Origin of the sequence: Ancylobacter sp. Lp-2, assembly GCF_020523795.1 — a bacterium.
In the GTDB taxonomy this organism is placed as follows: Bacteria; Pseudomonadota; Alphaproteobacteria; order Rhizobiales; family Xanthobacteraceae; genus Ancylobacter.
The window spans coordinates 470,944-484,181 of sequence record NZ_JAJALI010000001.1; the positions used below are offsets into that span (position 1 = coordinate 470,944).

At 69.2% G+C, this 13,238-nt stretch carries 11 protein-coding genes; 4 read left to right on the forward strand and 7 right to left on the reverse strand.

The window, feature by feature from the left end; translation table 11 throughout:
- The first annotated feature begins 354 nt into the window (after positions 1 to 354).
- A complete protein-coding gene (gene rpsA, locus LGR54_RS02255; protein ID WP_230360344.1) occupies positions 355 to 2,061 on the forward strand; it encodes a 30S ribosomal protein S1 in 1,707 nt (568 codons plus the stop codon).
- A gap of 87 nt (positions 2,062 to 2,148) precedes the next feature.
- On the opposite strand, the gene LGR54_RS02260 is transcribed toward rpsA, so the two are convergent.
- Positions 2,149 to 2,421, reverse strand: coding sequence for a hypothetical protein (locus LGR54_RS02260; protein WP_230360345.1), 273 nt, complete (start codon positions 2,419 to 2,421; stop codon positions 2,149 to 2,151).
- Positions 2,422 to 2,486: 65 nt separating this feature from the next.
- Positions 2,487 to 3,455, reverse strand: a complete 969-nt coding sequence (locus LGR54_RS02265; RefSeq protein ID WP_230360346.1) for a DMT family transporter — start codon at positions 3,453 to 3,455, stop codon at positions 2,487 to 2,489.
- Between the two features lie 814 nt (positions 3,456 to 4,269).
- On the opposite strand from LGR54_RS02265, the gene LGR54_RS02270 reads away from it, so the two are divergent.
- On the forward strand, positions 4,270 to 5,001 hold the full coding sequence (locus tag LGR54_RS02270) for a helix-turn-helix transcriptional regulator (protein WP_230360347.1): 732 nt from the start codon (positions 4,270 to 4,272) through the stop codon (positions 4,999 to 5,001).
- 98 nt (positions 5,002 to 5,099) lie between these two features.
- Here LGR54_RS02270 and LGR54_RS02275 read toward each other — a convergent pair whose 3' ends face one another.
- Both LGR54_RS02275 and LGR54_RS02280 read right to left on the reverse strand, forming a co-directional pair.
- Positions 5,100 to 5,651 (reverse strand): sugar O-acetyltransferase, encoded by a 552-nt coding sequence (locus LGR54_RS02275; RefSeq protein WP_230360781.1) that lies wholly within the window; start codon positions 5,649 to 5,651, stop codon positions 5,100 to 5,102.
- Between the two features lie 188 nt (positions 5,652 to 5,839).
- On the reverse strand, positions 5,840 to 6,484 hold the full coding sequence (locus tag LGR54_RS02280) for a glutathione S-transferase (RefSeq protein ID WP_230360348.1): 645 nt from the start codon (positions 6,482 to 6,484) through the stop codon (positions 5,840 to 5,842).
- Between the two features lie 453 nt (positions 6,485 to 6,937).
- Here LGR54_RS02280 and LGR54_RS02285 point away from each other — a divergent pair, with 453 nt between their 5' ends.
- Together LGR54_RS02285 and LGR54_RS02290 are read left to right on the forward strand one after the other, a co-directional pair.
- Positions 6,938 to 8,209 carry a polyhydroxyalkanoate depolymerase gene (locus LGR54_RS02285; protein WP_230360349.1) on the forward strand — a complete coding sequence of 424 codons (1,272 nt, stop codon included), beginning with the start codon at positions 6,938 to 6,940 and terminating at the stop codon, positions 8,207 to 8,209.
- A gap of 79 nt (positions 8,210 to 8,288) precedes the next feature.
- A complete protein-coding gene (locus LGR54_RS02290) occupies positions 8,289 to 9,356 on the forward strand; it encodes a bifunctional transcriptional activator/DNA repair enzyme AdaA (RefSeq protein ID WP_230360350.1) in 1,068 nt (355 codons plus the stop codon).
- A gap of 419 nt (positions 9,357 to 9,775) precedes the next feature.
- On the opposite strand, the gene hemH is transcribed toward LGR54_RS02290, so the two are convergent.
- The 3 genes from hemH to LGR54_RS02305 all read right to left on the reverse strand — a co-directional run bounded on the left by hemH (position 9,776) and on the right by LGR54_RS02305 (position 13,225).
- Positions 9,776 to 10,819, reverse strand: coding sequence for a ferrochelatase (gene hemH, locus LGR54_RS02295; protein ID WP_230360351.1), 1,044 nt, complete (start codon positions 10,817 to 10,819; stop codon positions 9,776 to 9,778).
- Between the two features lie 127 nt (positions 10,820 to 10,946).
- Entirely contained in the window at positions 10,947 to 11,651 is a 705-nt protein-coding gene (locus LGR54_RS02300; protein WP_230360352.1) for a glutathione S-transferase N-terminal domain-containing protein, read from the reverse strand.
- A 146-nt stretch (positions 11,652 to 11,797) separates the two neighbouring features.
- On the reverse strand, positions 11,798 to 13,225 hold the full coding sequence (locus tag LGR54_RS02305) for a homospermidine synthase (RefSeq protein WP_230360353.1): 1,428 nt from the start codon (positions 13,223 to 13,225) through the stop codon (positions 11,798 to 11,800).
- Positions 13,226 to 13,238: the final 13 nt, after the last annotated feature.

A 13,238-nucleotide genomic window follows, 5' to 3' on the forward strand; every position in this document is an offset into this window, starting at 1 on the left:
AGTTAACATTGCGTTGCATCGCTTTGACGGCTCTCTAGCATCCCCCAACACCCCCCTCGCCTTTCTCCCCCTCTTGCACTATATAGCCCCCGCCGGACGGCTCCGCCCCGGACCTCCCCGCGCCCACGCGCGTGAGTGAGGCCCGTGCGAGGCTACCGGCCATGGCCGTGCGGTTCCGGGTTCTGCCCGCGGGCCGGCGCGGCCTTTAGGCGTATCTACGCCCACTCCGCCACGGCCAGAGCGCCGGGCCCCCGGCTCACCCCGGAGGCCGCATCGGGATCGCCAGACCCGGTGCCCGTGACGGGAAGGGCGCCCAAAACCCCGTCCGGCGCAATCCCCTGGCTAGGAGCTTCTATGTCCGCTACTCAAACCGCACTGGCGTCCCGCGACGATTTCGCCGCGATGCTCGAAGAGAGCTTCTCCGTCGCCGAACCCGCCGAAGGCTCGGTGGTCAAGGGCGTCGTCGTCGCCATCGAGAAGGACCTTGCCATCATCGACATCGGTCTGAAGACCGAAGGCCGCGTGGCGCTGCGTGAATTTGCCGGCCCCGGCCGCGACCAGCAGATCAAGGTCGGCGACGAGGTCGAAGTCTATCTGGAGCGCGTCGAGAACGCGCTCGGCGAAGCCGTCCTGTCGCGCGACAAGGCCCGCCGCGAAGAGAGCTGGGTCCGCCTCGAAAAGGCGTTCAACGACCAGCTGAAGGTCACCGGCGTGATCTTCAACCAGGTGAAGGGCGGCTTCACCGTCGATCTCGACGGCGCCGTGGCCTTCCTGCCGCGCTCGCAGGTCGACATCCGTCCGATCCGCGACGTCGGCCCGCTGATGCACAACCCGCAGCCGTTCCAGATCCTCAAGATGGATCGTCGCCGCGGCAACATCGTGGTCTCGCGCCGCACGGTTCTCGAAGAGACCCGCGCCGAGCAGCGTCACGAGCTGGTGCAGAACCTCGAAGAGGGTCAGGTCATCGACGGCGTGGTCAAGAACATCACCGATTACGGTGCGTTCGTCGACCTCGGCGGCATTGACGGCCTGCTGCACGTCACCGACATCGCCTGGCGCCGCGTGAATCACCCGACCGAGGTGCTGAACATCGGCCAGACGGTCAAGGTGAAGATCATCAAGATCAACCACGAGACCCACCGCATCTCGCTCGGCATGAAGCAGCTGCTCGGCGATCCGTGGGAGGGCATCGAGGCCAAGTACCCGGTCGAGGCCCGCTTCAAGGGTCGCGTCACCAACATCACCGACTACGGCGCGTTCGTCGAGCTGGAGCCGGGGATCGAGGGCCTCATCCACGTCTCCGAGATGAGCTGGACCAAGAAGAACGTCCACCCCGGCAAGATCGTCTCCACTTCGCAGGAAGTGGAAGTGGCGATCCTCGAGGTGGATCCGGTCAAGCGCCGCATCTCGCTCGGCCTCAAGCAGACCCTGCAGAACCCCTGGGACGCCTTCGCCGACAAGTATCCGGCCGGCGCCGTGGTGGAAGGCGAGGTCAAGAACAAGACCGAGTTCGGCCTCTTCCTCGGCCTCGACGGCGACGTCGACGGCATGGTGCATCTGTCGGACCTGGACTGGAACCGTCCGGGCGAGCAGGTCATCGACGAGTTCAAGAAGGGCGACGTGATCAAGGCGGTCGTTCTCGACGTCGACGTCGACAAGGAGCGCATCTCGCTCGGCGTGAAGCAGCTGGCCGGCGACCCCTTCGCCGATGCCGGCGAGCTGAAGAAGGGCGCGATCATCACCTGCGAAGTCACCGACGTGAAGGACGGCGGCGTCGAGGTGAAGATCGTCGGCACGGACATGTCGACCTTCGTGAAGCGCTCGGAACTGGCCCGCGACCGCGGCGACCAGCGTCCGGACCGCTTCGCGGTCGGCGAGAAGTTCGATGCCCGCGTCACCCTGTTCGACCGCAAGGCGCGCAAGGTGCAGGTCTCGATCAAGGCGCTGGAAATCGCCGAGGAGAAGGAAGCCGTGGCCCAGTTCGGCTCGCAGGATTCCGGCGCCTCGCTGGGCGACATCCTCGGCGCCGCGCTGAAGAAGGCCAACGAGAAGGCCGACTGATCGGCCTCGCCTCGTTCGCCTGACCGGCGGAAAAGAATGACGGCCGGCGCCTTCGGGTGCCGGCCGTTTTCTTTTGGGCCGTCCGGTTCAAATGATCGGCGGCTCGGCCGGCGGCGGCAGGCTGTCGGGTGGTAGTTCCGGCGGCACGTTGCCGGGCCTTATGTCCGGTTCGCCGCGTCCCGGCGGGGGAATGTCCGGGCCGGGATCGGGCAGGTCGGGATCCTCCACCGGCGAGGCCGGGCTATCCGGGCTCTCGGCCGGGGCGGGGATGTCCGGCCCGCCGGGCGAAGGCGGACGCGGCGGCTCCGGCAGGTCCGGGGCCGGCGGTGTCGGAAGGTCGGGGATGTGCGGGTCCGCCATGCGCGTGTCCTCCTCGGCTGTCGAGGAGAACGGGGCGGGCGCCGCCGTGGTTCCGCCGCCGCCTCTCACCTTCGCGACGGCAGCGTCATCGCCACCACGCCGGCCAGCACGCCGGCGAGGCCGAGCCAGGCGGTCGGCGCCAGGCTCTCGCCGAGGAAGACCATGCCGATGGCGACGCCGATCGGCACCCGCAGATAGGCCTGCGCGGTGGCGCCGACCGAGCCGAGCGTCTGCATCAATCGGAAGAACAGCACCAGTGCCAGCGCGGTGGAGAACAGGCTGAGCGCCAGCAGCGCCGCCAGCGAGGCGGCCGAGGGCGTGAGCGTCCACGGCCGGTCGACGACGAGGCTTGCCGGCACCAGCAGCGCCGCGCCGCAGATGAGCGAACCGGCAGCCGGCAGCATCGGGTCGAGCCCCTTGAAGCGGGCGCCGAAGATGGCGGCGCCGGCATAGCACAGCGTCGCCGCCAGCACCGCCAGCTGCGGCAGCAGCGCATCGCCGAGGCCGTGCAGCGCGCCGACGCCGACGATGAGGCAGACGCCGACCAGCCCGCTCGCCACCCCGAACAGCTTGCGCGCCGACACCGCCTCGTGGCGCACCAGCAGCGCGGTGAGCAGGAAGGCGAAGATCGGGGTCATCGAATTGAGGATCGCCGCCAGCCCCGCCTCGATGTGGGTTTCCGCCCAGGCGATGAGGGTGAAGGGCAGCGCACTGTTGAGGCAGGCCTGGACGAGGAAGCCGCGCCAGAGCGCCGGATCGCGCGGCAGGGGGATGCCTCGGATCCGCAGCACTGCCAGCAGCACGCTGCCGGCGATGAGGGTGCGCGCGGCGATGAAGGTGACCGGCGGAATGGTGTCGACGCCGATCTTGATGAAGCTGTACGAGGCCCCCCACAGGGTGGCGAGAAGCAGCAGCAGAGCGAGTTCGCCGGCGAGCGGGCGCGCCGCTGGGTGCGGTGTCGGGCGGGTGCCGGCAGCGCCGGAGGAGGTCGTCCCGGTGGGGGCGGTCCCGGTAGGTGAAACCTCGGCGGACATGATCTCGGCAGTCCTCGTCTCGGCAGGCATGGCGGTGGCGTCCCTGAAGCGGCGGGCGAAGGCTGGTCCATCGGCGCGCGAGCCGCGACGCGTCGGCGAGCGCCATGGCCGTTCTAAGGCACGGCGCCGGCCTGACGCTTCGGCCACGGCCGAAAGGTTGGCGACTGACACGGTGCCGGGCCGGCTGGTAGATTTGCCGTCCCGGCCATTGGCGGGCGGGTGCCGCCAGAAGAGTCCACCGAGGGAACCCGTGAGGGGAACCTGCCAAGGAGCCGGCCAAGAGGGTACGGCGCCGGCCTGACGCTTCGGCTACGGCCGAAAGGTCGGCGGCTGACACGGTGGCGAACTGGCTGGTAGATTTGCCGTCCCGGCCATTGGCGGGCGGGTGCCGGCGCGGGCGCCGCCAGAAGAGACCACCGAGGGAACCCGCGAAGGGAACCTGCCAAGGAGCCGGCCAAGAGGGCACGGCGCCGGCCTGACGCTTCGGCTACGGCCGAAAGGTCGGCGGCTGACACGGTGGCGGACTGGCTGGTAGATTTGCCGTCCCGGCTATTGGCGGGCGGGTGCCGCCAGAAGAGTCCACCGAGGGAACCCGTGAGGGGAACCTGCCAAAGGAACCCGCCAAGAGGGCACGGCACCGGCCTGACGCTTCGGCTACGGCCGAAAGGTCGGCGGCTGACACGGTGGCGGGCCGGCTGGTAGATTTGCCGTCCCGGCCATCGGCGGGCGGGTGCCGGGCGGCCGCCGCCAGAAGAGACCACCGAGGGAACCCGCGAAGGGAGCCCGCCAGACGAACCCGCCGGAGGAGCCCGTCATGTCCGATGCCGTCTCGGGAAGCGACCTTGCCCGCCTTGCCGCGCTGATCGGCGACCCGGCGCGGGCCAACATGCTGCTGGCGCTGATGGGCGGCCGGGCGCTGACTGCCGGCGAACTCGCCGCGCAGGCCGGCGTCGCTGCCCCGACCGCCAGTGGCCACCTCGCCCGCCTCGCCGAGGGCAGGCTGGTCGCCGTCGAGCGGCAGGGCCGGCACCGCTATTACCGGCTGGCCGGGCCGGAGGTCGCCGAGCTGGTGCACCAGTTGATGGGCGCCGCCGCGCTGGGGCCGCGCCGCTACCGCCCGCCCGGGCCGCGCGACGCGGCGCTCCGGCTGGCGCGCTCGTGCTACGACCATCTCGCCGGCCGGCTGGCGCTGGCGCTCGTCGATGCGCTGGTGGCGCAGGACCGGCTTGCCATGAGCGCCGGAAACTTCACGCTTACCGGGACCGGACGGGCTTTTTTCGAGACTCTGGGCGTCGCTCTCGACGCGGCGCCGGGCACGAGACGGCCGCTGTGCCGCGCCTGCCTCGACTGGAGCGAGCGTCGGCCGCATCTCGCCGGCCGACTGGGCACGGCGCTGCACCACCGCCTGATCGCGCAGCGATGGCTGGAGCCGGTGCCGGGCAGCCGCGCGCTCAGGATCACCCACGTCGGCGAGACCGGTCTCGTCGCGGCATTCGGCCTGCCGCGTGACTGGCGCTGCGAGGAGGCGCGCCCTGACGCCGCCTGAGGCGGGTACGGGGTCTCGTCACGGGCTTCAGGGGGGACACCCTGGGCGGAGCGTGTGGGCGGTTGTGTCGCCGCTTCGGCAGCGGCGCCGCCCGAACGCTACTCCCGCACCCGCGCCGGGTTGCCGAGTGCCTTGGCGCCGGCCGGCACGTCCTTGGTCACCACGGCGCCGGCGCCGATCAGCGCGTCGTCGCCGATGGTGATGCCGGGCAGGATGATCGCGCCGGCGCCGATCCAGACATGGCGGCCGATGGTTACCGGCCGGCCGAATTCGAGGCCGCCGCGCCGCTCGGCCGCATCGCGCGGATGGTCGGCGGTGAGGATCTGCACCCCTGGGCCGATCTGGGTGCCGTCGCCGATGCGCACCTCGACGACGTCGAGGATGACGCAGTTGAAGTTCAGGAACACCCCGGCGCCGAGCCGGATGTTGAAGCCGTAGTCGCAATGGAAGGGCGGGCGCACCACCGTGCCGGCGCCGACCTTGCCGAGCCGCTGGCGGAGCAATTCGCCGCGCGCCGCCTCGGACAGGCCGAGCGAGGCGTTGTAGCGCGCCATCCACGCGAAGGCGGCGGCGGCGCAGGCCTGGATTTCCGGATCTGCGGCGCTGTAGAGCTCGCCGGCCAGCATCTTCTCGAATTCGCTCGGGGGCATGGTGTCGTCGTAAAGCTTGAACGCGGGTTGCGCCATCGGGGGTCGTCCATCGTGAGGAGGCCCGATTAGCGAAGATCTGACCCGCCCGGAAGCGCCGCCGCCATCACGTTTGGCGGCGCTCTGAATCGTGGGGATGACGGGGATTGCCGGCGGATTTTCTCACCTCCGCCGCGATCGGGGCGGCGGGGTCAGAATTCGACGTCGAGCTCTTCCATCTCGTCGGGCTCCTCGCGCGCCGCCGCGCTCCATTCCTGCATGGCGGGAAAGGCCAGCATGGTGGCGCAGTAGCCGGCGCTGAGCGGATCGAGCGGCACGTCATAGGTGGTGAAGCGCGAGCACACCGGGGCGTACATCGCGTCCGCCATCGTCGGGGCGGCGCCGAACAGATACGGCCCGCCATAGGCCTTCAGGCACTCGTTCCAGATGGCGACGATGCGGGCGATGTCGGCCTGCGCCCCGGTCCACACCTTGAAGCCGGGATGGTGCGCCTTGATGTTCATCGGCAGCGCCGAGCGCAGATTGGCGAAGCCGGAATGCATCTCGCCGCTGATCGAGCGGCAATGCGCGCGGGCGGCCCGATCCTTGGGCAGTAGGCCGGCTTCTGGCGCGATTTCGTGCAGGTATTCGCCGATGCCGAGGGTGTCCCAGATGCGCAGCCCGTCATGGTCGAGCCGGGGCACCAGGAAGGAGGAGGATTGCAGCAGCAGCTCGGCGCGGATCGAGGGGTCGTCGGCGGAAACCCGCGCCTCGGCGAAATCCAGCCCGGCCATGCGGCACAGCAGGAAGCCGCGCAGCGACCATGAGGAATAGTTCTTGCTACTGATGGTGAGCAAGGTCTTCGGGCGGCGGGTGGAGCGTTTGGTGGATTCGAGGCTGGACGGGGCCGATGTGCCGGCGGGCGACGCGCTTTCCGGGGTCTTTCCGGCGGACGCCTTTTCGGAGGGCGCCTTGCTCGCAGGCTTCCTGCCGGTCGGTGCTTTCGACGGCCGCTCGGCGCCTGCCGGCTCGGAGGCGGTCGGAGGCGCGGCGCGGCGTTTCGGGGCAGGCATGGCGGATGGTCCTGTGATGAAGCCGGAGGGCTTGGGCCAAAGAAGCTTGGGCGATCCGGATGTAATCATAACTCGTGCCATCGCGAATGACGTGCGCGATCTGCCGCACGGTCAACGCCGTTCGTCGTATCGTGCCCGGCGTCGCTTTGCTCTAGCGTGGCCTTTGGACCGGGTTGCGGCATCTCGCCTTGCGACGTCTCCGGCCGCTCCGACGTGCCGTCCGGGAGCCCGCCGCGCATGATCTACGCCGCCTACCAGGCCCAGGCCGATCTGCTCGATCCGCTGCGCACCATGGCGCGGCTGTCGCGCCGGATGATCGAGACCTCCATGGGCGGGGCCGCGCTGCCCGGCCTGTCGCTGTCAGGATTGGCGGCGCCGGGATTCGCGGGATTCGGCGCCGGGGCGATGATGCGCAACATGATCGCGGCGCTGGAGATGTTCGAGCGCTTCAGCCTCAGCCACCAGCGCCCGGCCTTCGGCATCGACACGGTGAGCGTCGGCAATCGTGAGGTCGAGGTGACTGAGGAGGTGGTCGCCCGCCTGCCCTTCGGCTCGCTGCTGCATTTCAAGAAGGACACCGACCAGCCGCAGCCGCGCATCCTGGTGGTGGCGCCGCTCTCCGGCCATTTCGCCACCCTGCTGCACGGCACGGTGAAGACGCTGCTGCCGGAGAACGACGTCTACATCACCGACTGGCACAATGCCCGCGACGTGCCGCTGGAGGCCGGGCGGTTCGGCTTCGACGACTATGTCGAGCACGTCATCCGCTTCCTGGAGATCGTCGGCCCCGGCGCGCACGCGCTCGCCGTGTGCCAGCCCTGCGTGCAGGTGCTGGTGGCCGCCGCGGTGATGGGGCGCGACGCCAACCCGGCGACGCCGCATTCCATCACCCTGATGGCCGGGCCGGTCGACACCCGCATCAGCCCGACCAAGGTGAACGAGCTCGCCATATCGAAGCCGCTCGACTGGTTCGAGAGCAATCTGATCGCCACCGTGCCGCCGGGCTTCGCCGGCTCGGGCCGCAAGGTCTATCCCGGCTTCGTGCAGGTCGGCGCCTTCATGGCGATGAACATGGACCGGCATGTGAAGGCGCATGTCGAGCTGTTCGAGAACCTCGCCATGGGCGAGCACGAAAAGGCGACGACCGCCAAGACCTTCTATGACGAGTATTTCGCCGTGCTCGACCTCGCCGCCGAGTTCTACCTGGAGACCATCCGCATCGTGTTCCAGGAGCACGAGCTGCCGCGCGGCGTGCTGACCTATCGCGGCGAGCCGGTCGATCTGCGCGCCATCCGACGCACCGCGCTGCTCACCGTGGAGGGCGAGCGCGACGACATCTGCGCCGTCGGCCAGACCGTGGCGGCGCAGGATCTGTGCACCAGCCTGCGCCCGCACCAGCGGCGCCACCACATGCAGGCCGGCGTCGGCCATTACGGCGTGTTCTCCGGCCGGCGCTGGCAGAGCCAGGTCTACCCGCTGGTGCGCGGCCACATATTGGCGGCGGACTGACGCGGAGGCTGGCGGCGGCACTCGAAATAGACGCCCGATTTGCGGCGGCGGCGCCGGCGCGGGCTGCTAGACTGATCGCATGCTGTTCGATCTGCCCGATCATCCCACGCTCTACCGCGCGCTTCTCGACCGCGACGACCGCTATGAGGGTCGCGCCTTCGTCTGCGTCGCCACCACCGGCGTGTTCTGCCGGCTGACCTGCCCGGCCCGCAAGCCGCTCAGTGAGAATTGCAGCTTCCACGCCACCATCGGCGAATGCATCGAGGCCGGCTTCCGCCCGTGCAAGCGCTGCCATCCGCTGCAGCCGGCCGCCGAGGCCGATCCGATCATCGCCGCGCTCCTGAAGGCGCTGGACGAACGGCCGGAGCGGCGCTGGAGCGAGGGCGACGTCGCGCGCATGGGCTTCGACCTCTCCACCGTGCGGCGCAGCTTCAAGCGGCATTTCGGCATGACATTCATCGAGATGGCGCGCCAGCGCCGGCTGCGCGAGGGCTTCGAGACGCTGGCGCTGGGTGGCTCGGTGATCGCCGCGCAGCAGGAGGCCGGCTTCTCCTCGCCGAGCGCCTTCCGCGCCGCCTTCGCCCGGCTGATCGGCCGGGCGCCGGGCGAGCTCACCGGGCGCGGCCTCTTGCTCGCCGACTGGATTGCCACCCCGATCGGCGACATGATCGCACTGGCGAGCGCCTCGCAGCTGCATCTTCTCGAATTCGTCGACCGCAAGGCGCTGCCGACCGAACTCAGCAAGCTTTCCGCGCTCGCCAAGGGCGAGATCGGCATCGGCACTTACGCGCCGACCGAGCAGATCCGCGCCGAGCTCGGGCGATTCTTTGCCGGCGAATCAGCGGCGTTTTCCACCCCGCTCGCCCAGCACGGTAGCGCCTTCACCCGCGCGGTGTGGGCCGAGCTGCGGCAGATCCCGCCGGGCGAGACGCGCTCTTATGGCGAGATCGCCCGCCATATCGGCCAGCCGGCGGCGGTGCGCGCGGTGGCGCGGGCGAACGGCGCCAACCAGCTCGCTTTGATCATCCCCTGCCACCGGGTGATCGGCGCCGACGGCTCGCTCACCGGCTATGGCGGCGGGCTGTGGCGCAAGCAGAAGCTCTTGGAGATCGAGCGGCAATATGCCCGCGCCGCGCCGGCGGCGTGAGAGCCGGATAGTCGGCCTTGCTCTCTCTTCCCGCATCGAACTCGACTGTTGCCCAATTCCATGCGGCTGCCGAGTTCGAGGGATGGGGCCGGGGTGAGGGGCGTTCGACGCCTCCCGATGGTGTCTCCCCTCACCGACTTGTCGCGCGGGCCACCTCTCCGTCGAAACCGGATGCATCCGGTTTCGACCTTGCCGGAATCGGACCCGGCAAGGTCGGCTCCGGGCGGGGAGAGGGGGAAGGAAAGCAAGTTGTCCGGCGCGCCGACGATGTCCCTCGAACGACCGGAGGCCTGCTCGTCATTCCGGACGACCGAAGGACGATCCGGGATCGACCGGCGTTGCAAGGACGATCCCGCCCCTTCGCTACGCCCCGGCCGGGCTGATGTCGCTCGGGGAGGTTCGGCCGCCGGAATGCGGCCTCAGCCCAGATCCACCCAGCCGGCGAGCTCGCGGCGGATCACCGTCTCCAGCACGTCGAGGCCGGGCTCCGAGTCGTTCAGGCACGGGATGAAGTGGAACTGCTCGCCGCCATTGTGGTGGAAGATCTCGGCATTCTCGCCAGCGATCTCCTCCAGCGTCTCCAGGCAATCGGCGACGAAGCCGGGGGTGATCACCGCGAGCCGCTTCACGCCGGACTTCGCTAGCGCTTCCACCGTCTTGTCGGTGTAGGGCTGCAGCCATTCCGCCTTGCCGAAGCGCGACTGGAAGGTGAGCTTCAGCTTCGCCTCCGGCCAGCCGAGCCGGGCGCGCAGCGCCCGCACGGTCTTCTCGCATTCGCCGGGATAGGGGTCTCCCTTGTCGGCATAGTCCTTCGGGATGCCGTGGAAGGAGGCGAGCACCAGCTCCGGCTCGAAATCCAGCCCGGCGAGCGAGGTCTCGATCGAAGAGGCGATCGCCTCGATATAGGCCGGCTCCTCCGGCCAGGGCGGGGCGACGCGCAGCACCGGCTGGAAGCGCAGCTTCTTCAGCGCGTCGAAGGCGGCGTCGCAGACGGTGGCGGAGGTCGCCGCGGCATATTGCGGATAGAGCGGCACCAGGAGGATGCGGTCGCAGCCCCGGTCCTTCAGCGCCTCGATGCGGGAGGCGATGGACGGATTGCCGTAGCGCATCGCCCAGTCGAAGACGAGGCGCGCGTCCCGGCCGCCAAGCCGGGCCGCCAGCTTGTCCGACTGGGCGCGGGTGATGGTGCGCAGCGGGCCCTCGTTGCGCTCCTTGTTCCAGACCGTCTCGTAATCCTTGCCCTTGGCCTGCGGGCGCTTGGACAGGATGATCACGTTGAGCAGGAACCACCACCAGACGCGGTTCACCTCGATGACGCGCGGATCGGAGAGGAACTCGCCGAGATAGCGCCGCATCGACCAGTAATCGGTACCGTCCGGCGTGCCGAGATTGACGATGAGCACGCCGATCTTGCCGGATGTCACCGACGAATGGGGCTTGGGCGGCGTCACGGTCTGGTTCATCGAGGGTCCTTGCGGGTCCTTGTCGCTCCCGCCCGCTTATAGGCGAAATGAGCGGGGCTGCCACCACGCCGGGGCCGGCGTGGCGGCGTGTCACATCCGAGCGCGGGGCGTCGGATCGGCGGCGGGATCACGGGCGCGGCGGGATCTCCAGCCCGCGCTGCACCGCCGGGCGGGCGAGCCCGCGCTCCAGCCAGGCCGGCACGTTCTTCAGTTCGTCATAGGCGACCAGCTCGGCGGCGCCGTAGAAGCCGATGAGGTTGCGCACCCAGCCGAGCGAGGCGATGTCGGCGATGGTGTAGTCGTCGCCCATGATCCAGTCGCGGCCCTCGAGCCGGGTCTCCAGCACGCGGATGAGCCGGGCGCTCTCCTTAGCGTAGCGGTCGCGCGGGCGCTTGTCCTCATACTCGCGGCCGGCGAATTTATGGAAGAAGCCGAGCTGGCCGAACATCGGCCCGAGCCCGCCCATCTGCCACATCACCCACTGCACGGTCTCGTAGCGGCCGGCGGCATCGGTGGGCAGGAGCTTGCCGGTCTTCTCGGCGAGATAGAGGAGGATGGCGCCGGATTCGAACAGCGCCAGCGGCTGGCCGCCGGGACCGTTCGGATCGAGGATCGCCGGGATCTTGCCATTGGGGTTCAGCGACAGGAATTCCGGCGTCCAGCTCTCGTCCTTGCCGATATTGATGGTGTGCGCCTCATAGGGCAGGCCGATTTCCTCCAGCATGATCGACACCTTCACCCCGTTGGGGGTGGGCAGCGAATAGAGCTGGAGGCGGTCGGGATGCTCAGCGGGCCAGCGGGCGGTGATCGGGAAGGCCGAGAGATCGGTCACATGAGGCTCCGATTTGGGACGGGATGTCGGAGCCTTACTTATGCACGCGGCGGGCGGATGCCAGCCGGGCGCGGTCGTCGTGCTAAATGAAAATGGCCGGGCCGCGGCCCAGCCATCTCCTCATTCCTCGCCCGTGCGGAAAACCCTCACCGCACCAGGATGTTGCGGAACTGCCAGGGGTCGCTGGTGTCGATGTCCTCGGGGAACAGGCCGGGGCGGCCGTCGAGCGGCGTCCAGTCGGTGTAGTAGCCCTTCAAGGTGCCGAGATAAGGCCGCTGGATCTCCAGGCAGCGCTTGTAGTCCATCTCGTCGGTCTCGACGATGCCGGCCTCCGGGTTCTCCAGCGCCCACACCATGCCGGCGAGCACGGCGGAGGTCACCTGCAGGCCGGTGGCGGTCTGGTAGGGCGCGAGGTCGCGGGCTTCCTCGATGGTGAGCTGCGAGCCGTACCAGTAGGCGTTCTTTGCGTGGCCGAACAGCAGCACGCCGAGCTCGTCGCGGCCGTCGACGATCTCGTGCTCGCTGAGGATGGTCCACTCGTCCTGGAACTTGCCCTCATTGCCGAGCATCTCGTGCCACGACAGCACCGCGTCGTTGCAGGGATGATAGGCGTAGTGGCAGGTCGGGCGGTAGGCGACGCCGGCGCCCTCGCGCACCGTGAGATAGTCGGCGATCGAGATCGACTCGTTATGCGTCACCAGGAAGCCGTGCTGGGCGCCGAGCGAGGGGCACCAGGTGCGCACCTTGGTGGCGGCGCCGGCCTGCATCAGGTAGATCGCCGCGCCGGAGCCCTGATTGTGCGAGCGGGCGGTCTCCGGCTGCCACTTCTCATGCGTGCCCCAGCCGAGCTCGGCCGGCTGCAGGCCCTCGGAGACGAAGCCCTCTACCGACCAGGTGTTGATGAAATGGCCGAACGGGCGCGGCGCGCTCGCGCGCTGGGTGTCGCGCTCGGCGATGTGGATGCCCTTGACGCCGAGCGTCTGGGCGAGCGCCGCCCAGCCCTCGCGCGAAGTGGGCTCCTTGAAGGCGGTGCCGGTGTCGGTGGCGATGTCGACCAGCGCCTGCTTGACGAACCACGACACCATGCCGGGATTGGCGCCGCAGCAGGAGACCGCGGTCGGCCCGCCCGGATTGGCGCGCTTGGCCTTCAGCATGCTCTCGCGCAGCGCGTAGTTGGAGCGGCTGGCCGGGGTGGCGTCCTTGTCGAAGTAGAAGCCGAGCCAAGGCTCCACCACCGTGTCGATGTAGAGCGCGCCGCATTCGCGGGCGAGCGCCATCATGTCGACCGAGCCGGTGTCGACCGACAGGTTGATGACGAAGCCGCGCCCGCCGGTGCTGAGCAGCGGCACGAGGATGTCGCGGTAGTTCTCCCGGGTGATCGCCTGCTGGACGAAGGTGATGCCGCGCTCGTCGAGCAGATGGCGGTTGTCGTCCTTGGGATCGATGACGGTGAGACGGTCCTTGTCGAAGTCGAAGTGCCGCTCCAGCAGCGGCAAGGTACCACGCCCGATCGAGCCGAAGCCGATCATCACGATGGGACCGTCGATTTTTCCATAGACCGGCCAGACCGACATTCTCAGGGGAACT

Coding starts and splice junctions, on each gene's coding strand:
- LGR54_RS02305 (WP_230360353.1), bottom strand. CDS start 13,225: ATGTCGGTCTGGCCGGTCTATGGAAAAATCGACGGTCCCATCGTGATG.
- LGR54_RS02290 (WP_230360350.1), top strand. CDS start 8,289: ATGCTGTTCGATCTGCCCGATCATCCCACGCTCTACCGCGCGCTTCTC.
- LGR54_RS02285 (WP_230360349.1), top strand. CDS start 6,938: ATGATCTACGCCGCCTACCAGGCCCAGGCCGATCTGCTCGATCCGCTG.
- LGR54_RS02270 (WP_230360347.1), top strand. CDS start 4,270: ATGTCCGATGCCGTCTCGGGAAGCGACCTTGCCCGCCTTGCCGCGCTG.
- LGR54_RS02265 (WP_230360346.1), bottom strand. CDS start 3,455: ATGTCCGCCGAGGTTTCACCTACCGGGACCGCCCCCACCGGGACGACC.
- rpsA (WP_230360344.1), top strand. CDS start 355: ATGTCCGCTACTCAAACCGCACTGGCGTCCCGCGACGATTTCGCCGCG.
- LGR54_RS02275 (WP_230360781.1), bottom strand. CDS start 5,651: ATGCCCCCGAGCGAATTCGAGAAGATGCTGGCCGGCGAGCTCTACAGC.
- hemH (WP_230360351.1), bottom strand. CDS start 10,819: ATGAACCAGACCGTGACGCCGCCCAAGCCCCATTCGTCGGTGACATCC.
- LGR54_RS02260 (WP_230360345.1), bottom strand. CDS start 2,421: ATGGCGGACCCGCACATCCCCGACCTTCCGACACCGCCGGCCCCGGAC.